Genomic DNA, 20781 nt, shown 5'->3' with positions numbered 1-20781 from the left:
TCCGAGATTTTAGCTCGCATTCAAATAATTATAGTCAAATGAATTAACTTTCAGACAAGGAACGGAAGACGCAGACAGTACTTGATACTCTTCGAAAATCCAAAGCAGACGTTGTTGACTTGATTTGATGAACTTCAGTTCTATCTGCATCGGCGTCGCCTAGTCTGCTGTTGATTTTCATTGATTATGAGTATGGCAAGTCGAAAGTGACGATGTATCAAAGTTCATTCAAAAGACTATATAATCAAAAAAGACTAACTATCGGTGTGGATAGTTAGTCTTTGTGTTACAATAGCTCTATGCGATTAGATAAGTGTTTGGAAAAGGCGGGTGTTGGCTCGCGGAATCAAGTGAAGAAATTGTTGAAGAGTCAGCAGGTGACGGTGGACGGGAGACTTGTAAGGTCTGGTAGTCAGATTGCGGACCCTGGTCTACAGGTGATTGAAGTCTGTGGCAAACAGGTGATGCTTGAAGCCCCTGTCTACTACCTGCTCAATAAGCCAGCGGGTGTGGTGTCTGCGGTATCAGATGTTCAGCACCAGACGGTGATTGATTTGATTGCAGAGAAGGACAGGCGTGCGGGGCTATACCCCATCGGGCGTCTCGACAGGGATACAGAAGGGCTCTTGCTGATTACCAATAATGGTCCCTTGGGCTTTCGGATGCTTCACCCCAAGTATCATGTCGACAAGGTCTATGATGTGGAGGTCAATGGCTTTTTGGCTGAGGATGCAGTTGCTTTTTTCCGTGAAGGAGTTCGTTTTTTAGATGGAACCAAGTGCCAGCCTGCGGTTTTGGAGATTGTATCGGCAGAAGAAACCTTCAGTCGGGCGAGAATTCGGATTTCAGAAGGGAAATTTCATCAGGTCAAGAAGATGTTTTTGGCTTACGGGGTCAAGGTGACCTATCTCAAGCGGATTGCCTTTGGCGACTTTGTCTTAGAAGATGATTTGCCAGTAGGTAGCTATCGTACATTAACGAGTACGGAAAAGAAAATCTTGAAGCAGTATTTGGATTAGAAAGTATATGAAAAGACTGGTTTTCCAGTCTTTTCATATTGTATGAGTCAGCAAGATGAGTGAAATTTTATAGCTCTAAATGGAGTTGCTATAAATAGCGTTTGGCAATGGTTAAGTCGCCTGCATAGGGGACTTTTGTGTCGTTGATGATTTGGTATTGGTCAGCGCCTTTTCCTGCGATGATGACGGCATCTTGTGCGGTCTTGGTCATGGAGAGGGCTGCCTGGATAGCTGTTTCGCGGTCTACGATAATCTGGCTTGGGCCTTTCATGTAGGACTGGATTTCTGCTGCGATAGCCGCAGGATCTTCACGATTTGGATCGTCTGCGGTCAGAATCACATGGAGGTCAGGATAGCGGTTAAGCAGAAGTCCGAAATCCTTGCGACGGCTTTCTCCCTTATTTCCTGTGGCACCGAGGATTAGGATGACCTGCCCTGTCTGATGTGTGAGGACAACATCAATGAGCTTACCAACGCTATCGCCGTTGTGGGCATAGTCGACAAAGACCTTGGCTCCGTTTGTTTGGGTGAGAACCTCCATGCGGCCAGGGACGCTGGTTGCGGCGATTCCTGCCTGAATATCTGCGGGGCTTGCTCCTAGACGCAAGCAGGCAAGACCTGCTGCAAGGGCATTTTCTTGGTTGAAATGACCGATCAGTTGAATATCGTAATGGCCTGCGAGAATGCCGCCTGCTTCAAAGTGAAAGGCTTGGGAATGGATGATGCGGTTGTCAGAATGCGGGCCGTAGATATCATGCGGAGTAGTTGACACTTGGTCTTTTACAACTTGAAAATGGTCCATTCCGCTATTTAGGATAACTGCTCTGCTATTTTCCATTAACAGCCGCTTGTGGTAAAAATAGTCCTCAAAGCTCGGGTGCTCAATCGGGCCGATATGGTCAGGGCTGATGTTGAGGAAAACGCCGACATCAAAGGTCAGTCCGTAGACCCGCTTGACCAGATAGGCTTGACTAGACACTTCCATAATCAAGTGAGTACGACCATTTGCGACGGCTTCTGCCATCATGGCAAAGAGGTCGATGCTTTCGGGTGTGGTCAGTGCAGACTTGAAAAAGGTTTGTCCGTCCAAGGTGGTGTTCATGGTAGAGAGCATTGCTGGCTTGTGGCTCTGCTCTAAAATGGTGTAGGCAAAGTAGGCAGCAGTGGTCTTACCCTTGGTACCTGTAAAGGCAAGGAGCTTTAGCTTTTCCTGCGGTTGACCGTAAAATTCCATGGCAATCAGGCTCATGGCTTGCTTGATGTCTGTTACGATGATGGCTGGAATGCCAACTTCATAATCTTTTTCAGCGATGTAAAAGCGAAGCCCAGCCGCAATGGCAGCCATGAGAAACTCTGTTTTGAAATTGGCTCCCTTGACGAAAAAGAGGGTCTTGTTGTCGACCTTGCGGCTGTCATAGCTAATCTGGCTAAAGAATGCTTCGTCCGGCCAGTTGTAGCTGTAATTTCCGTTATCTACAATTTCACGGAAATTATGGTCGTTTTTTAAAATTGTTAATACAGTGTCTAATCTAATCATACTTCTATTGTAAACTGATTGGCAGAGATTGACAAGTAAAAGAAAAGAATAGGGTATAGTGAAAAACTATATCTTGTTTTAATAAAAGACTATGGAATTTTTGTATCTTTTCATGAAAATTCTGACAATAAATGCTAAAATAGCTATAAGTCTCATAAAGGAGGATTGTATGGCAGATTATAAAGTTGATACCTTATTAGCACACGCTGGGATTAAGGCAGATGAAAAAACAGGGGCCTTGGTGTCGCCGATTCATCTATCCACGACCTATCAGCACCCAGAATTTGGTCAATCGACAGGTTTTGATTATACACGGACCAAGAATCCGACCCGTTTGAATCTGGAGGCGACCTTGGCTGCGATTGAGCAGGCAGAGTATGCCTTGGTGACGAGTTCTGGAATGGCAGCCTTGGTTTTGCTTTTTAGTGGCTTTCCGGTTGGCAGTCGAATTGTTGCTGCGCGTGATTTGTACGGCGGTAGTTTTCGCTGGTTCAATGAGCAGGAAGAGCAGGGACGTTTTCGCTTCACCTATGCCAATTCAGAAGTAGAATTGCTCGCTCAGATTACGGCTGAAACAGACTATGTTTTTATCGAAACGCCGACTAATCCTTTAATGGTGGAGTTTGATATTGCAAGAGTAGCGCAAGTCGCTCATGCTCATGGTGCTAAGGTCATCGTGGACAACACCTTTTACAGTCCCATTTATCAAAATCCGCTTCCCTTAGGTGCTGATGTAGTGCTCCACTCTGCGACTAAGTACCTATCGGGGCATAACGATGTCCTAGCGGGTGTCTTGATGACCAATGACAAGGATTTGTATGACAAACTCTTTTATGACCAAAATACGACAGGCCCAACCTTGTCTCCTTTTGACGCTTACTTGCTGATGCGGGGCTTGAAAACTCTTGCTCTACGCATGGAACGCTCTACCAAAAATGCCCAGAAAGTGGTGGACTTTTTACGCCAATCAAGTGCGGTGCGAGAAGTTTACTATACTGGAAAAGGTGGTATGGTGTCTGTAAAAGTAGTTGATGAGAAGAAGATACCAAGCATTTTAAACCAACTCAAAGTCTTTACGTTTGCGGAAAGTCTTGGTGGTGTGGAGAGCTTGATTACCTATCCTGCGACCCAAACGCATGCGGACATTCCTGCAGACGTTCGTCATTCCTATGGTTTGACGGATGATTTGCTGCGCTTGTCTATTGGCATTGAGGATGCAGATGACTTGATTGCAGACTTGAAGCAGGCATTGGAGGGTTAGTATGGGATACTTTGATTTTACAACACGGCCCAATCGCTTAGCGCAGCATTCTGAAAAATGGAAGACGAGTGAGAGTGAACCTGATTTGCTCCAGATGTGGGTGGCGGATATGGACTTTCTTCCGTTTGAAGAGATACGGGATGCGATCAAGCGCTATGCGAATGACTATATCTTTGGCTACACCTATGCCAGCGATGAGCTCTATCAGAGCATCATTGATTGGGAAAAATCGGAGCATGACTATGTCGTCACTCGAGAAGATATTGTCTTGATTGAAGGTGTTGTGCCTGCGATTTCGATTGCGGTTCAAGCATTGACTAACGAAGGAGATGCGGTGCTGATCAATACGCCAGTCTATCCTCCTTTTGCACGCACAGTCAAGCTCAATCAGCGCAAATTGGTCACCAATTCCCTCGTCAAGAAAAATGGTCGTTTTGAGTTGGATCTTGAGCAGTTGGAAAAGGTCTTGGTCGAACAGGATGTGAAATTGTATATTCTTTGCAGTCCCCACAATCCTGGTGGTCGTGTCTGGAGCAGGGATGAATTGGAAGCGATTGGCCGCTTGTGTCAAAAGTACGGTGTCCTCTTGGTATCAGATGAGATTCATCAGGACTTGGCCTTGTTTGGTCACAAGCACCATAGTTTTAATACCTTGCAGCCAGATTTTAAGGATTTCACCATTATCTTGTCGTCAGCTACAAAAACTTTTAATATTGCAGGAACAAAAAACAGTTTTGCCATTATTGAAAATAAGGACCTAAAGAAGCGTTTTACGAGACGACAGTTGGCCAATAATCACCATGAAGTTTCAACGGTTGGTCTATTAGCCACTGAAGCTGCCTTTTCGTATGGCAAGCCCTGGTTGGAGGAGTTGAAAGTTGTTTTAGAGCAAAACATTGACTATGTCGTAGACTATCTTAGTGCGCATACCAAGATTGACGTGATGAAGCCGGAAGGCACTTATCTCGTCTGGCTTGATTTTTCAGCTTACGGACTGAGCCATGAGGAAGTCCATGAGAAATTGCGCAAAGAAGCTCGTGTCGTTTTAAATGACGGTGTGACCTTTGGAGGAGAGGGGATTTGTCATGCTCGTTTTAATGCGGCAACACCTTTTGAGACAGTTCAAGAAGCCTGTGAGCGGATTGCGCGTGTCTTTGAGAAGGATTAGTATTTAGGATAAGGAGATATGGATATGAATTGGAAAAAGAAAGGACTGGCAACGGTTTTGGGAGTGGGAGTTCTCCTACTTGCCTTTCTTAATACGTCGCTTGGTTGGCACTTGTTTGGCTTGTCTAGCCAGACCTTTGCCGCTCTTGCGACCTTGGTCGGGAGTTTGATATTATGGCTTTTTGTGGCAACAGATTGGCCGAGTTTATTGACTTTGGTGAGTCTGGGCTTGATTCCAGAGATGACCTATGGTCAGGTTTCTCAGTGGTCCTTTGGGAATACGACTTTTGTGTTCTTGTTGTTTACCTTCGTCATGACCTATGCTTTGAATCAAACTTCATTTTTGAAACGGGTGACATCAAAAGTGGTTCATAGCCGCTTTGCCATGAGTCGACCGTCCCGCTTTATTACGGCTTTTCTAGGAGTGGTTCTCATCTTGAGTAGTGTGATTTCGCCAACTGTGATTTTCATGTTCTTGCTACCATTGTTTGAGGAAATCTGTTTGCAATTTGGTTGGAAAAAAGGCGATAAGTCGGCTTCACATCTCTTGATTGCTATGTTTATCACGATTGCGATTGGAACGGCCATGACCCCGATTAACCACGTCTTTGCCATTACCGCTATGGGGCTGTATGCAGCCATGTCTAAAGTGGTAATCAGTAACTTGCAGTACATGCAATTTGCTGTACCAGCAGGTCTAGCCCTCTTTCTTGTCTTGCTCTTTTCTGTTCGTCTTTTGTTCAAAATTGATACCAAGGACATTCAAATCAAAGAATTAGATAGTTTGACGGACTTGGCGCCAGTTGATAAGCGGGAAAAATGGATTGTTGGAATCTTTTTAGGCATGGTGGCTATGTGGCTGGTGCCTGAAATTTTAGCAGGTACCCTCCCAGCTTTTGCAGCTTTCTTTAAACAGGCTGGAATCATGTTTCCACCGCTTCTGATGACAGCTGTTCTTGCCTTGCTGCATGTAGAAGGTAAGCCGCTGTTGAATATTTCAGAAGCTATTTCCAAAGGTGTACACTGGCCTAGCATGCTGTTGGTGGGATCGACCTTGGCTTTGGGGACGGTCTTATCCAATGAAAAAGTCGGAGTTGTTACCCTCTTGAATGAGCAGTTGTCCCCATTTGTGGTGGGGCTTAGTCCAGTATTAATGGTGGTCTTCTTCGTGGTTTGGGCGGGCATTCAGACCAACTTCACCTCGAATCTGGTGACGGTTTCTGTCGTGACCACCATGGCCTTGACCATTTACCAGTCCGCTGGTACTCAATTTTCAGCCAATATCGCGGTGATTTGCTGCGCGATTGGCTACATGGCTTCACTTGCCTTTGTAACAGCGCCAGCTATGCCTTACGTTGCGATTTCAATCGGTTCAGAGTGGACCAATAGTCGCGATACATTTCTATTTGGTTGTTGGATGTTGCTGTGGAGTATCCTGTCAGCCATCGCTATTTTCTACCCGCTTGGGGTACTTGTTTTACAATAGGAGGAATATCATATGTTATCAAAACAAAGAGAAACCATTGACCGGATTGATAGAGAAATCGTACGCTTGTTTGAGGAGCGGATGCAGACGGCTTTAGAGGTTGTTGCGATTAAAAAAGAGCATGGTCTACCAGTTCTTGATAGTAGTCGTGAAGCGCAGGTAGTCGAAAAGGTCTGCAGCTACCTCAAAGATGCGGAACTGCGCGAGCCGTTGAAAGAATTATATACTGAAATGATGCGCTTATCTCGTGCCCACCAGCAGAAACAACTAGACTAAAGGTTGAGAGCAAGGGGAGTTTTGATTCTTTGGGCTGTCTTGTTTTGAAAAATCAAAAAAGCTTACCACTTTGGCAAGCTTTTTTTGATATTTTTTGGTAAAATAGAAAAAACAAATAGAAGAGGTTACATCATGGAGAAATTCCAAGTTATTGCACATCCACTTATTCAGCATAAATTGTCTATCTTGCGCCGTACAGATACGCCTACTAAGGCTTTCCGCGAGTTGGTGGATGAAATCGCTATGCTAATGGGGTATGAAGTGCTACGTGACTTACCGCTAGAAGATGTTGAAATCGAAACACCGATTACTAAAACGGTTCAAAAACAAATCGCTGGTAAAAAATTGGCCATTGTTCCAATCTTGCGTGCCGGAATCGGTATGGTGGACGGTCTATTGAGCCTTGTGCCAGCTGCCAAAGTTGGTCACATCGGTATGTACCGCGATGAAGAAACCTTGCAACCAGTTGAATACTTGGTCAAATTACCAGAAGACATTGACCAACGTCAGATTTTTGTTGTTGACCCAATGCTTGCGACAGGTGGTTCTGCGATTTTGGCCATTGATTCACTGAAAAAACGTGGCGCAACCAATATCAAATTTGTCTGCCTTGTAGCAGCACCAGAAGGCGTTAAAGCCCTTCAAGCTGCTCATCCAGATGTGGATATCTTCACCGCAGCCCTAGATGAAAAACTAAACGAAAAAGGCTACATCGTTCCAGGATTGGGAGATGCAGGAGACCGCTTGTTCGGTACAAAATAAGCCATTATGAAGGGGAGTGGGACAGAAATCGATAACTCGTAAGAGTTCGATTTCGTTGTCCCACCCCCGCAAGGTTGACTAGGTTTGTAGAATGTTGATTTATCAACGTTTTACAAACCAGACAACTACTGCGTCAACCTGTTAAACCTATGAAACGTAACGAGGCAAGGGACTTTTGTCCCAGCCTCTTTTTTGTGAATAATGTTGGAATTTGATTTCTAATGAGACAATCTCTCTCCGTCTCAAGTTTTTTATTTGACCTTTTTTGACTATTTAAGTATAATAATCTCAAAATCGAAAAGGAGAATACTATGATTCCTGTAGTTATTGAACAAACCAGCCGTGGGGAACGCTCGTATGATATTTACTCACGTCTCTTAAAAGATCGTATTATCATGTTGACAGGTCCAGTTGAGGACAATATGGCCAACTCTGTTATTGCCCAGTTGCTTTTCCTCGATGCCCAAGACCCAACCAAGGATATTTACCTCTATGTCAATACTCCTGGAGGTTCTGTGTCAGCAGGTCTTGCCATTGTGGACACCATGAACTTTATCAAGGCAGATGTCCAAACCATCGTTATGGGAATGGCTGCCAGCATGGGAACGATTATCGCTTCAAGCGGTGCTAAGGGCAAACGTTTCATGTTGCCACACGCAGAATACATGATTCACCAGCCAATGGGCGGTACTGGTGGTGGTACGCAACAAACTGATATGGCCATCGCAGCCGAGCATTTGCTCAAAACTCGTAACACTCTTGAGAAAATCCTTGCGGATAATTCAGGAAAAAGTGTTAAACAAGTCCACAAAGATGCAGAGCGCGACTACTGGATGAGTGCCAAAGAAACGCTTGACTACGGCTTTATTGACCAAATCATGGAAAACAATCAATTGAAGTAAGAGTGAGACATTCTCACATTGAAAAAGACAAATTAGCTGTTCTAATTTGTCTTTTTTGCTTTATTCAAGGACGCAAGCAAGTCTTGAAAGGTACTGAGAAAGACTTGAGCCGCCTGCGAAAGGGGTTGCTGTTTGCTCCAAATGAGTTTCATCGGAGACGTAATCTGGGGCATAATAGGACGAAAAACCAGCCCACTATTGGCATCGGTAGAGACTAAGTGATCAAAAGTGAGGGCATAGCCTAGGCCTTCTCGGACAAAAAGCGAGGCATTATAAATCAAATCATAGGTTGCCACAATCTGCAAGCGCTCTTCTTGTTTCTTGATGGGATTGGGCATTTCATCGGTGAACCCTTGCCTAGACACAATCAAGGGGAGGTCGAGTAAATCGGCAATATCAAGGGTTTCTTTTTTGGCTAAGGGAGCATGTGCAGGCATGAGCAAGCCCCAAGTATCCTGATAAGGAATTGGCAGCATTTGGTAGGAAGAGGTGTCCATTTCTTGAACGATAAGGGCAAAATCAAGCAAACCCTTATTTAGGCGGTCGGTGACGCGTTCAAAGTTACCGCTGTAGAGATGAAAAATCATGTTAGGGTAATCTTGGCGTAGGTGCTTGGCTGCCTTTGCAATCAGATGTATACCTTCTGATTCTGCGCAGCCGATACAGATTTCCCCTCCTTGAAAGCCCTGCATGGCCTCAAACTCCGCAATGGTTCGATCCACCATTCCAACAATCGCAAGCGCTCGTTGGTAGAAGATTTCCCCTTCAGAAGTGAGAGAAACAGAGTGATTACTTCTATGAAATAGGGGGTGGCCGAGTTCTTCTTCAAGGTCCTTGATTTGTCTGGAGAGGGTAGGTTGGGTGACATGGAGCTGTGCAGCTGCCTTACTCATATTTTGCATTCTAGCAGCTTCTAAAAAATACCGTAATACCCTAATTTCCATTGGAACTCCTTTTCTTGTTTTTCTAGTATTATAGCATAGATATGCTTAAAAAGCATATCAAAGGATAAATAATAGGTATTTGCTATTTCTGATAACAAAAAGTATACTGATGAAAAAAGGAGGACGATATGGATATTCAAACATTTCTTGAAAAGATGAAAACAGGGCAGGAGGTTCTTGCAGGTTCAGCGGAGCATGAAGTCATGCATGCCTTGTCCCAGAGAGCTTTGAAAATCACAATGGCTTTAAACAACAGTTACCATAGCCCAGAGGAAGTGGTAGCCTTGATGCAGGAATTGACAGGGCAACAAATTGGGGAGAATTTTACCCTATTTCCACCCTTTTCTACAGATTGCGGACGCAACATTGTCATTGGCAACGATGTTTTTATCAATGCAGGTTGCAAATTTCAGGATCAAGGGGGTATCACGATTGGGGATTGGACTTTGATTGGCCATAATGTCGTGATTGCGACCCTCAACCATTCTTTTGAGGTAGCAAAACGTGGCAACTTACTGCCAGCTGCTGTGACGATTGGTCAGGATGTCTGGATTGGAGCGAATGCGACCATTTGCCCAGGAGTGACAATTGGTGACGGAGCAGTGATTGCTGCGGGTGCAGTTGTGACCAAGGATGTACCAGCTAAGACCCTAGTCGGTGGTATTCCAGCTAAAGTCCTCAAAGAGATTGGTGAGTAGACCAATGATGAGGAAAAAATAGGGAGTCAGAGGAGAGAAGGATGGCAGAGCAGACGATAAGCAAAATCACCATTCAGATTGGAAGGGAGCAATTTCGTGTTTCCTTGGAAGACAATCAAGCAACTCGAGAACTGGTAGCCTTGTTGAAAGAGGCTACGGTGACGGTTGATGTTTCTGATTATGATGGCTTTGAAAAAGTAGGAAGTCTTGGCAGCCCTCTGACCAGTAGTGACCAAAAAATGGCAACTCAAAACGGGGATATTGTCCTCTATAACAGCAGGCAACTCGTCTTGTTTTACGGCAGCAATACATGGTCATATACCAAAATCGGTAGCGTCACGGATAAAGAAGGCTGGAAGCAGGCTTTAGAGAGGGCTGGTGATTCGCTAACCGTATCGCTGATTCTTTAAAATTTAAGTAAGTATCATCTGAGAGCTTTTTCAAATTTTCTGATATAATAAGAAATAGAAGAAATGAAAGAGGAACAGTATGACATTTGAAAAACAAGAACGAGTGAGTTTAGCAGTTTATCTACATTACAACCGCGATGCGAGAAAGTTAAATCAATACGGGGATATCATTTATCATTCCCGAAGATTGCGCTATTTGCTATTATATGTCAATCAGGAAAATGTAGATAATCTGATGACCAGTTTGAAAAAAGAGAAGTTTGTTAAAAAGGTGATTCCGTCTCATTTGAAGGAATTAGATACCAATTTTGTGGGAAGTTTATGGCGTCAAGAAGAAGAGAAAAATAGTATTTAAAATTATTTTTCTTTTTTTGTTGACAATTTTCTGATAATTCAGTATATTAGATACATCGCAAAAATTATGAAAGTTTTAAGGAGTTTTTATGAAAACAAATACATTCAAATTAGCCTTGGTTAGTTTTGCTTCTGCAGCGCTTCTTGCAGCTTGTGGCAACGTATCAAGCACAAATTCATCTGCTGCTGGGACCGAATTAGGCGATACAGTCAAAATCGGTTACAACTTGGAATTGTCAGGTGCTGTTTCTTCTTATGGTCAAACTGAGAAAAATGGTGCAGACCTTGCGGTGAAAGAAATCAACGCAGCAGGTGGTGTTGACGGTAAGAAAATCGAAGTGGTTGCTAAAGACAACAAATCAGAAACAGCTGAAGCAGCGACTGTTGCAACCAGCCTTGCAAGCGAAGGCGTAAACGTCATCATCGGTCCTGCAACGTCAGGTGCATCAGGTGCGTCTATCGCAAACGTTACATCAGCAGGTGTACCAATGATTACTCCTTCAGGAACGCAAACAGACCTTGTTGTCAACAGTGAAGGGAAAGTGCAAGATTTCTTCTTCCGTACAACATTTACAGACGGATACCAAGGTGAAATCATGGCCGAATATGCAACCAACACCTTGAATGCTAAGAAAGTTGTGCTTTACTATGACAACTCTTCAGACTACGGTAAAGGTGTTGCAGAATCCTTCCAAAATGCTTACAAGGGTGAGATTGTGTCAACTATTACATTTGCTTCAGGAGATAAAGATTTCCAAGCAGCCCTTACAAAATTAAAAGGACTTGACTTTGATGCCATCATCATGCCAGGTTACTACAATGAAACAGGAACAATCGTAAAACAAGCGCGTGGTCTTGGTATCGACAAACCAATCCTTGGTTCAGACGGATTTGACTCACCATTGTTTGCAGAATTGGCAACTGCTTCAGCAGCCAACAATGTTTACTACCTATCTGCCTTTGTACCATCAGCAAGCGATCGTGCAAAAGCCTTCCACGATGCCTATACAAAAGAATACGGTGAAGAGCCTTCAATGTTCTCAGCCCTTGCTTACGACTCTGTTTACATGGCGGCAGAAGCATCAAAAGGTTCTAAAAACTCTGTAGAACTCAAAGATAAATTAGCTGCTTTAAAAGATTTTGACGGTGTGACTGGTAAGATGTCTATCGATAAAGACCACAATGTTGTCAAATCAGTATACGTGGTTAGCTTGAAAGACGGTAAGGCAGATTCTGTTGACACAGTATCTATTACTGACAAATAATCCATTCTTTTAAAAGAATGTTTGTATAATGCGATATCTATAACAGCAAGGAGTCTAGGACTTGGGTCCCAGACTCCGTTGCCGTGTATGGACAAGCAAAAATTTAGTCTGATATTCGTACTTTATAATACAGAAAAGACTAGAATCAATTTTTTAGAAAGATCGGTGAACGCATGCTTCAGCAGCTTGTCAATGGTTTGATTTTGGGATCTGTTTATGCCTTGCTAGCCCTAGGCTACACAATGGTATACGGAATTATCAAACTGATTAACTTTGCCCACGGAGACCTCTACATGATGGGAGCCTTCATGGGATATTACCTTTTAAATCGATTAACCTTTATTGCAGACGGTGGTCTACGCCTCTTTGTGACCTTAATTTTGACCATGATTGGGACCGCTATTTTAGGGGTTGTGATTGAATTTTTGGCCTATCGACCTCTTCGAAATTCGACCCGTATTGCAGCCTTGATTACGGCAATCGGTGTTTCCTTCTTCCTTGAATACATCATGGTTTATTTCTTTACGGCAGATGTCAAACCCTTCCCTCAAGTTTTAAACGCTGCAAAATTTACCTTGGGTCCTGTTACAGTTGACAGTATTCAATTGATTATCTTAGGAGTGTCTCTCTTTCTCATGGTGGCCTTGCAGCTGATTGTTAAGAAAACCAAAATGGGGAAAGCCATGCGCGCGGTGTCTGTTGATAGCGATGCTGCACAACTAATGGGAATTAATGTCAATCGTACGATTAGCTTTACTTTTGCCCTTGGATCAGCCTTGGCAGGTGCAGCTGGTGTCTTACTGGGCTTATACTACAACCAAATCGAGCCACTCATGGGGATGACACCAGGGCTTAAGGCCTTTGTTGCGGCGGTTCTAGGTGGAATCGGAATCATTCCAGGTGCGGCGCTTGGTGGCTTTGTCATTGGGGTTATCGAAACCTTTACCTATGTGATTGGTTTTGATACCTTCCGCGATGCGATTGTGTACATTGTCTTGATTATCATTTTATTGGTAAGACCAAGTGGTATTCTTGGTAAAAACGTGAAAGAGAAGGTCTAGTCATGGCAAGAAATCTAAAAGTAAATGCAATCTGGCTCCTTGTCTTATTAGCAGGTTTTGGAGTGATTCAAGGACTTGTTGCAGCAGGTGTCTTGAATTTCTACTATATTCAGATTGTTCAACAAATCGGTATTAACATTATCATGGCTGTCGGCTTGAACTTGATTGTCGGTTTTTCGGGTCAATTCTCGCTCGGCCATGCAGGATTTATGGCCATTGGTGCCTATTCTGTCGGCGTCCTTGGAAAAATGATGCCAAGCTATGGCGGATTTGCAGTGTCGCTTCTTGTGGGAATGTTGCTCGCAGGTGGAGTTGCCCTCTTGGTCGGTCTGCCAACGCTCCGTTTAAAAGGAGACTATCTCGCCATTGCAACGCTTGGTGTGGCTGAAATCATCCGTATCTTCATTATCAATGGTGGCAAATTAACCAACGGCGCAGCAGGTATTATGGGGATTCCTCTTTTTACCAACTGGCAATTGGTCTATGCTTTTGTGGTGATTACAACGATTTTCACCGTGAATTTCCTACGTAGTCCTATGGGACGGACGGTGATTTCTGTCCGTGAAGACGAAATTGCAGCAGAATCTGTTGGGGTTAATCCAACCAAGATGAAAGTGATTGCCTTTGTCTTTGGTGCGATGACCGCAGCGATTGCAGGTGGACTTCATGCAGGCTATGTTGGAACGATTGTGCCGAAAGACTTTGCCTTCATGACCTCTGTGAACATTTTGATTATCATCGTATTGGGTGGGCTTGGCTCAATCACAGGTACCTTTGTAGCAGCGATTGTCCTAGGTGTCTTGAATGTCTACCTCAAGAGCTATGCAAGTGTTAGCATGATTATCTACTCATTGGCCCTTATCTTGCTCATGATTTTCCGTCCAGGTGGTCTTTTAGGAACCAAGGAATTATCCTTTGCTCGATTCTTCAAGAAGAAGGAGGATGCGAACTAATGGCACTTCTTGATGTAAAAAAATTAACCAAAAACTTCGGTGGTCTGACTGCCGTTGGTGATGTGACCATGGAGTTGCACGAAGGTGAATTGGTCGGCTTGATTGGACCAAATGGTGCAGGAAAGACAACCCTCTTTAATCTCTTGACCGGTGTCTATGAGCCAAGTGAGGGAACCATTACCTTGGCGGGAACTCTTTTAAACGGTAAGGCTCCGTCTAAAATTGCCGCTCTCGGATTGGGGCGGACCTTCCAAAATATCCGTTTGTTCAAAGATATGACCGTCTTGGAAAATGTCTTGATTGGTTTGAGCAACCACGGGAAAAATCATGTTTTTGCAAGTTTCTTCCGCCTGCCAGCCTTTTACAAGAACGAGATTGCGTTGCGTGAAAAAGCGATTGACCTCTTGAAAATCTTTGATTTGGACAAGGATGCAGAAACGTTGGCTAAAAATCTTCCCTACGGACAACAACGCCGTTTGGAAATCGTGCGTGCCTTAGCGACGGAGCCAAAGATTCTCTTTCTTGATGAGCCGGCTGCGGGGATGAACCCACAGGAAACAGCGGAATTGACGCAGTTGATCCGCAAAATTAAAAATGAATTCAATATTACGATTATGCTGATTGAGCATGATATGAGTCTGGTCATGGAAGTCACAGAGCGTATCTATGTTTTGGAATACGGTCGCCTGATTGCCCATGGGACACCTGAGGAAATCAAGATCAACAAACGCGTAATTGAAGCATATCTTGGAGGTGAGGCCTAATGTCAATGTTAAAAGTAGAAGACTTATCCGTCCATTACGGTGTCATCGAAGCGGTGAAAAATGTATCCTTTGAAGTCAATGAAGGAGAAGTTGTCACCTTGATTGGGGCAAATGGTGCAGGAAAAACTTCTATCTTGCGGACCATTTCAGGCTTGGTACGTCCCTCTTCTGGGAAAATCAGCTTCTTAGGGAACGAAATCCAGCGTGTTCCAGCCCGTAAAATCGTGGCAGACGGCTTATCTCAAGTACCAGAAGGTCGCCATGTTTTTGCAGGTTTGACTGTTATGGAAAACTTGGAAATGGGTGCATTCTTGCGCAACAATCGTGAGGAAAATCAAGCGAATCTGAAAAAGATTTTTGCTCGTTTCCCACGTTTGGAAGAACGGAAAAACCAAGATGCCGCAACCCTTTCAGGTGGTGAGCAGCAGATGCTTGCCATGGGACGGGCGCTCATGAGCCAACCTAAATTGCTACTCCTTGATGAACCGTCTATGGGACTAGCACCAATCTTTATCCAAGAAATTTTTGATATCATTCAAGATATCCAAAAACAAGGCACAACCGTTCTCTTAATCGAACAAAATGCTAACAAAGCCCTCTCCATCGCAGACAGAGGCTACGTCCTTGAAACAGGAAAAATCGTCCTCTCAGGAACAGGAAAAGAACTCCTCACCTCAGAAGAAGTCAAAAAAGCATATCTAGGTGGTTAAAAAGGTCCAGTGGACCTTTTTAAGTTGGAAATAGGAACCGCTGGTAAGCGGTTTTCATCTTGTCTGGAGTAGGGTTGTTTTAGGTTGGAAAAGAGAACTAGCGCAAGCTAGTTCTCTTTGTTTGGTCCAGTGGACCTTTTTAAGTTGGAAATAAGAACCGCAGGTAAGCGGTTTTCATCTTGTCTGGCGTAGGGTTGTTTTAGGCTGGAAATGAGAACTAGCGTAAGCTAGTTTTCTTTGTTTGGTCCAGTGGACCTTTTTAAGTTGGAAATAGGAACCGCAGGTAAGCGGTTTTCATCTTGTCTAGAGTAGGGTTGTTTTAGGTCGGAAATGGGAGTGGGACAGAAATCGGTAACTCGTAAGAGTTCGATTTCGTTGTCCCACCCCCGCAAGGTTGACTAGGTTTGTAGAATGTTGATTTATCAACGTTTTACAAACCAGACAAGCCTCGCTTTCTCATTTCTAGGCTCAGGTATCAATAGTCACTCCCCTGACTATTGATATACGTCAAACTGTTAAAACCATAAAACGTAAGGAGATAAGGGACTTTTGTCCCAGCCTCTTCTTATCTGGCGTAGGGTTGTTTTAGGCTGGAAATAAGAACTAGCGTAAGCTAGTTTCAGAACCTAGATAAAACCAAGATTTATTGAAACAAGTGAAAAAGCTCTGCTGACTGAACATAATTTTCCGATTTTTGCGAGCGGAGCGAGCCTTAGTCAGATACTTTTCGCTACCGTCCGTACCACTTAAGAAAAGTATCGCAAAAGAACGTTTTCTTCAATCTAGAACTGGCTCAGGCTAGTTTTTTTGTTGCGGAGGGGTACCCCCATATTTCCTTAGAAATTTTTTATATATTTTTGCAAAAAGCAGTTTTTTTACGAATAGAATAGTATAGGAGAAAAGCAAGGATACGACTACCCTTTGTTTTACTGAAAATAGCTGGGAATATGGTATAATAAGAAAGACAGACAAAAAGGAGCAATTATGCAACGATTACAAAAGAAATTGGCTGCTGAGTTTGGGATTGATTTTTCCGATTTGGCCTTACTTGAGACAGCTTTTACTCACACATCTTATGCCAATGAGCACCGCCTTCTAAAAATTTCACATAATGAGCGATTGGAATTTTTAGGAGACGCTGTTCTGCAACTGATTATTTCCCGCTATTTGTATCAGAAGTATCCTCAGTTTCCCGAAGGAGAAATGTCCAAGATGCGCTCAACCTTCGTGCGAGAGGAGAGTTTGGCAGGGTTTACGCGTACTTGTGGCTTTGAGGCTTTTCTTCGTCTCGGTAAGGGGGAAGAAAAATCTGGCGGGCGCAATCGTGATACAATCTTAGGGGATTTATTTGAGGCCTTTTTAGGCGCGCTCCTGCTAGACAAGGGAGTAGAAGCAGTAGAAGCCTTTCTCTATCAAGTGATGATTCCCCAGCTGGAAGTTGGGAATTTTGAGCGCGTGACCGATTATAAGACCAGTTTGCAGGAACTACTGCAGGTGAATGGTGAAGTGATGATTCAATATCAGGTAGTATCAGAAATAGGGCCAGCACATGATAAGCTATTTGAAGTTGAAGTATTGGTGAATGGTCAAGCCATGGGAAGAGGACAAGGGCGCTCCAAAAAGCAAGCTGAACAAGCTGCTGCAAAAAATGCAGTGGAGGCAAGAGGGTAGGTATGTATCTCAAATCAATTGAAATGCAGGGCTTCAAGTCCTTTGCAGATAAAACAAAGGTTGTCTTTGACCGAGGAGTGACGGCAGTCGTTGGTCCAAATGGTTCAGGAAAATCCAATATCACAGAAAGTCTCCGTTGGGCCTTGGGGGAATCATCTGCCAAAAGTCTCCGTGGTGGGAAAATGCCAGACGTCATTTTTGCTGGAACTGAAAGCCGCAAGGCGCTCAATTATGCTTCTGTTATCGTTACCTTGGACAATAGTACAGGTTTCATTGCAGGTCGTCAGAAAGAAATCAAGGTCGAGCGCCATATTTATCGTTCAGGAGACAGCGAGTATCTAATTGACGGTCAGAAAGTTCGCTTACGGGATATTCATGATTTGTTTATGGATACAGGTCTCGGTCGGGATTCCTTTTCGATTATTTCCCAAGGTCGAGTAGAGGCCATCTTTAACTCCAAGCCGGAGGAACGCCGTGCGATTTTTGAAGAGGCCGCAGGTGTCCTCAAATACAAAACTCGTAAGAAAGAAACAGAAAGCAAATTATCACAGGCTCAGGACAATCTGGATCGTCTGGAAGATATTATTTATGAATTAGACAACCAAGTCAAACCGCTTGAAAAACAAGCCCAAGTCGCTCGGAAATACTTGACCTTAGATGAAGAACGAAAAGACTTATATCTGAATGTCTTAGTGGCTCAGATTACCAGAGGACACAAGAGCATTCAGCAAAAAGAGGCAGATTTAAGTCAGGTGAAGGCTGACTTAGCTCAGTATTATGAGCAACGTGATCAGTTTGAACTTGAAAATCAAGATTTGAAACAGCAGCGTCAGCAATTGAATGCTAAGTTGGAGCATGAGCAGGCAGTTTTGCTGGATGTGACCAAGTTAATCAGCGATTTGGAACGAAAGATTGAAGTACATCAATTAGAGTCCAGCCAGAATGAAAGTAGCCGCCAAGAAGCGCAGGCTCGGTTGCTCGATTTGGATGAAAAACGTGCGAAAACACGAGAACTACTGGCTGAGAAAACCGCTCATCTGGCCCAGCTGCAGGAAGAATTAGCAACAATTAAAACGGCTATTACCGAAAAAGAGCAGGAATTGAGCTACTTTTCAGAAAATCCAGATCAGGTATTGGACCACCTCAGAGAGCAGTATGTCAAATTGCTACAAGATGAGGCAGAAGTGTCCAACAGCCTTGCCAAAGTAGAGCAAGACATTGCTAACCAACATCGCCTAACAGAAAGCCAGTCAGAAGAATTGGCCCGTCTGCAAGCTGAACTCAAGACCAGTCAGGCAGAATTAGTCCAGATTGAGAAAGATTTAGCTAGAGCAGAGGCCCGCTTACAGGAATTGCTACAGGATTATCAGGACAAGCAAAAAGTCCTAGTTGACTTGGACAAGGACTATCAGGCTAGTCAATCCAAAATGTTTGATCTTTTGGATCAAGTCAAGACTAAAAAAGCGCGTCAGGCTAGTTTAGAAGCAATTTTACAGAATCATTCAAATTTCTATGCTGGTGTCAAGGCTGTCTTACAACAGGCTGATCGAATCGGTGGGATTGTAGGAGCCGTCAGCGCAAATGTCACATTTGATATGCAGTATCAGACCGCTCTAGAGATTGCGCTCGGCGGGGCTAGCCAGCATATTATTGTGGAAGATGAAGCAACTGCTAAAGCAGTTATTGCCTTCTTGAAACAACAGCGTCAGGGACGGGCTACCTTTTTGCCCCTTACGACGATTAAACCGCGTCATTTGGCTGGTCATCAGTTGAGTCAATTGCAGGCTGCGACTGGTTTCCTAGGCCTAGCAAGTGATTTGGTGACCTTTGACGCCCGCTTGGAATCGATTTTCCAAAATCTACTAGGAACGATTGCTGTTTTTGATACGGTAGAGCATGCCAATCAGGCGGCACGAGCAACCAAATTCCAAGTACGTCTAGTAACCTTAGACGGCACTGAAATTCGCCCAGGTGGAGCTTTTGCAGGAGGAAGCAATCGTACCAACCATACGACCTTTGTTAAGCCAGAATTAGACCTGCTAGCAGAAGAAATAGCAGTTTTAAGCAAGGAATTGCAGGAACAAGAACATCTAGTAGCTAGGAAAAAAGAAGAGGCAGAGGTCATTCGTCAATCTCTGGAAGAAATCAAAGAATCTGGTGAGGAGGCGCGCCTTGTTGAGCAACGGATTCGCTTCTCTTATGAACAGCTAGCCGATAAGCTTGCAGAATTACAGACCCTGTATGATGTGCAAGTGGGGCAGTCAGGTAAGAGCATCTTATCTGATTTGCAGGATTTGGCTGGTAAGTATCAGGCACAGTTAGCTGATTTTAGTGAGAAAAAGGTTAAGTTAACAGGCCAGATTGAGGAGATGAAGACCAATCGCTATGCTATTCAAGAGCAGGTGCAGACCTTGCAAGAAAGTCTATCAAGCCTGAAAGTCACTCAAAGTGAGCGGACCAGTGAAGTACGCTTTGAGCAGACAGACATCACTCGATTGCAAGAAGAAGAAGCAAGTATTATGCATGAAATGGAGCTTTTGCAGACTGTTATTGACCAGAAAGCAGAAGCCCAAGATGATACGAGTTTAGAGGTTTTAGAAGAGCAGTTGCAGGCAGCTAAAAACAAGCAGATTGCGACTGATCAATTTCTCATTCGTCTCAAGTTAGAACTTGAAGATATCGAGGGGCAATTCGAGGATATTCAGTCACGGTTAGAGCAAATGCGCTTGAAAAATGACGAGTTGATTCGCAAGCAAGCCAAGCTCGAGGCAGACTATGAGCAAGAAGCTGGTCGTCTCAAGACCTTGCTGGCTAATCTGACAGAGCATTATAAAATGAGTTTTGAAGAAGCGCAGACGAAGGCTGAAGTCCTAGAAGATTTGACTCGTGCAGAGCAGACCCTCAAAGACTTGGAACGTGCGATTCGTGCCCTAGGTCCTGTCAACCTAGAAGCTATTGATCAGTATGAAGAAGTCCATCAGCGCTTGACCTTCTTAAATGAACAGCGTGAGGATATTTTATCAGCTCGCAATCTCCTGCTCGATACCATTCATGAAATGGATGACGAGGTCAAAGAACGCTTTAAACAGACCTTTGAAGCGATTCGCGAGAGCTTTAAGCGGACCTTTAAGCAAATGTTTGGTGGCGGATCAGCAGATTTAATCTTGACTAGCCCGGATATTCTGACAGCAGGTGTAGAGATTTCTGTTCAGCCACCTGGCAAGAAAATCCAGTCTCTGAATCTGATGTCTGGTGGAGAAAAAGCCTTGTCAGCCCTTGCCCTTCTCTTTTCGATTATCCGCGTGAAAACCATTCCTTTTGTCATCTTGGATGAGGTTGAAGCTGCGCTTGATGAGGCCAATGTCAAACGTTTTGGGGACTATCTCAATCGATTTGATAAGTCCAGCCAATTTATTGTTGTTACCCACCGTAAGGGGACAATGGCAGCAGCAGATGCCATGTATGGGGTGACCATGCAAGAATCAGGTGTATCAAAGATTGTCTCTGTGAAGTTGAAAGATATAGAAAGTGAGTAGGTGGA

Annotated in this window: 19 protein-coding genes; 17 read left to right on the top strand and 2 right to left on the bottom strand. The window is 44.0% G+C overall.

From position 1 onward, the window contains the following. Positions 1–299 precede the first annotated feature (299 nt). Complete coding sequence (locus BU202_RS00740) at positions 300–1019, top strand: pseudouridine synthase (protein WP_075103893.1); 720 nt, start codon at positions 300–302, stop codon at positions 1017–1019. Between the two features lie 88 nt (positions 1020–1107). Here the strand turns inward: BU202_RS00740 and BU202_RS00735 are convergent, their stop codons facing one another. Continuing rightward, a complete protein-coding gene (locus BU202_RS00735; protein WP_075103892.1) occupies positions 1108–2556 on the bottom strand; it encodes a UDP-N-acetylmuramoyl-L-alanyl-D-glutamate--L-lysine ligase in 1449 nt (482 codons plus the stop codon). Between the two features lie 169 nt (positions 2557–2725). On the opposite strand from BU202_RS00735, the gene BU202_RS00730 reads away from it, so the two are divergent. The 6 genes from BU202_RS00730 to BU202_RS00700 all read left to right on the top strand — a co-directional run bounded on the left by BU202_RS00730 (position 2726) and on the right by BU202_RS00700 (position 8410). Beyond that, complete coding sequence (locus BU202_RS00730) at positions 2726–3817, top strand: cystathionine gamma-synthase (RefSeq protein WP_075103891.1); 1092 nt, start codon at positions 2726–2728, stop codon at positions 3815–3817. 1 nt (position 3818) lies between these two features. Beyond that, positions 3819–4985, top strand: coding sequence for a MalY/PatB family protein (locus tag BU202_RS00725; RefSeq protein ID WP_075103890.1), 1167 nt, complete (start codon positions 3819–3821; stop codon positions 4983–4985). A gap of 24 nt (positions 4986–5009) precedes the next feature. Then, positions 5010–6470, top strand: coding sequence for an SLC13 family permease (locus BU202_RS00720; protein WP_083605718.1), 1461 nt, complete (start codon positions 5010–5012; stop codon positions 6468–6470). A 12-nt stretch (positions 6471–6482) separates the two neighbouring features. Continuing rightward, on the top strand, positions 6483–6746 hold the full coding sequence (locus BU202_RS00715; RefSeq protein WP_075103888.1) for a chorismate mutase: 264 nt from the start codon (positions 6483–6485) through the stop codon (positions 6744–6746). Positions 6747–6878: 132 nt separating this feature from the next. After that, positions 6879–7508, top strand: coding sequence for a uracil phosphoribosyltransferase (upp, locus tag BU202_RS00710; RefSeq protein ID WP_075098859.1), 630 nt, complete (start codon positions 6879–6881; stop codon positions 7506–7508). A gap of 293 nt (positions 7509–7801) precedes the next feature. Then, on the top strand, positions 7802–8410 hold the full coding sequence (locus tag BU202_RS00700) for an ATP-dependent Clp protease proteolytic subunit (protein ID WP_075103887.1): 609 nt from the start codon (positions 7802–7804) through the stop codon (positions 8408–8410). A gap of 41 nt (positions 8411–8451) precedes the next feature. Here the strand turns inward: BU202_RS00700 and BU202_RS00695 are convergent, their stop codons facing one another. After that, the gene (locus BU202_RS00695) at positions 8452–9354 is read right to left on the bottom strand and encodes a LysR family transcriptional regulator (protein WP_075103886.1); all 903 of its coding nucleotides are present in this window, start codon (positions 9352–9354) and stop codon (positions 8452–8454) included. A 128-nt stretch (positions 9355–9482) separates the two neighbouring features. On the opposite strand from BU202_RS00695, the gene BU202_RS00690 reads away from it, so the two are divergent. The 10 genes from BU202_RS00690 to smc all read left to right on the top strand — a co-directional run bounded on the left by BU202_RS00690 (position 9483) and on the right by smc (position 20776). Beyond that, complete coding sequence (locus BU202_RS00690; protein WP_075103885.1) at positions 9483–10052, top strand: sugar O-acetyltransferase; 570 nt, start codon at positions 9483–9485, stop codon at positions 10050–10052. A 41-nt stretch (positions 10053–10093) separates the two neighbouring features. Further along, complete coding sequence (locus tag BU202_RS00685; RefSeq protein WP_075103884.1) at positions 10094–10462, top strand: cyclophilin-like fold protein; 369 nt, start codon at positions 10094–10096, stop codon at positions 10460–10462. A gap of 79 nt (positions 10463–10541) precedes the next feature. Then, a complete protein-coding gene (locus tag BU202_RS00680; RefSeq protein WP_075103883.1) occupies positions 10542–10817 on the top strand; it encodes a YlbG family protein in 276 nt (91 codons plus the stop codon). A gap of 88 nt (positions 10818–10905) precedes the next feature. Then, positions 10906–12081: an ABC transporter substrate-binding protein gene (locus BU202_RS00675; RefSeq protein WP_075103882.1), complete on the top strand. Its 1176-nt coding sequence runs from the start codon at positions 10906–10908 to the stop codon at positions 12079–12081. A 173-nt stretch (positions 12082–12254) separates the two neighbouring features. Next, on the top strand, positions 12255–13142 hold the full coding sequence (locus tag BU202_RS00670; protein WP_075103881.1) for a branched-chain amino acid ABC transporter permease: 888 nt from the start codon (positions 12255–12257) through the stop codon (positions 13140–13142). A gap of 2 nt (positions 13143–13144) precedes the next feature. After that, on the top strand, positions 13145–14095 hold the full coding sequence (locus BU202_RS00665) for a branched-chain amino acid ABC transporter permease (protein ID WP_075103880.1): 951 nt from the start codon (positions 13145–13147) through the stop codon (positions 14093–14095). Then, positions 14095–14859 (top strand): ABC transporter ATP-binding protein, encoded by a 765-nt coding sequence (locus tag BU202_RS00660; protein WP_075103879.1) that lies wholly within the window; start codon positions 14095–14097, stop codon positions 14857–14859. The genes BU202_RS00665 and BU202_RS00660 overlap by 1 nt, the downstream gene beginning before the upstream one ends. Continuing rightward, positions 14859–15569, top strand: coding sequence for an ABC transporter ATP-binding protein (locus BU202_RS00655; RefSeq protein WP_075103878.1), 711 nt, complete (start codon positions 14859–14861; stop codon positions 15567–15569). The genes BU202_RS00660 and BU202_RS00655 overlap by 1 nt, the downstream gene beginning before the upstream one ends. Positions 15570–16553: 984 nt before the next feature. Further along, positions 16554–17240 (top strand): ribonuclease III, encoded by a 687-nt coding sequence (rnc, locus tag BU202_RS00650; protein WP_075103877.1) that lies wholly within the window; start codon positions 16554–16556, stop codon positions 17238–17240. A 2-nt stretch (positions 17241–17242) separates the two neighbouring features. Beyond that, positions 17243–20776 (top strand): chromosome segregation protein SMC, encoded by a 3534-nt coding sequence (smc, locus tag BU202_RS00645; protein WP_075103876.1) that lies wholly within the window; start codon positions 17243–17245, stop codon positions 20774–20776. Positions 20777–20781 lie beyond the last annotated feature (5 nt).

The sequence above is a fragment of the Streptococcus cuniculi genome (genome assembly GCF_001921845.1).
Taxonomy (GTDB): Bacteria; Bacillota; Bacilli; order Lactobacillales; family Streptococcaceae; genus Streptococcus; species Streptococcus cuniculi.
Note: the sequence above shows the minus strand (reverse complement) of the source record. Positions and strands in the feature narration are given on the sequence as shown.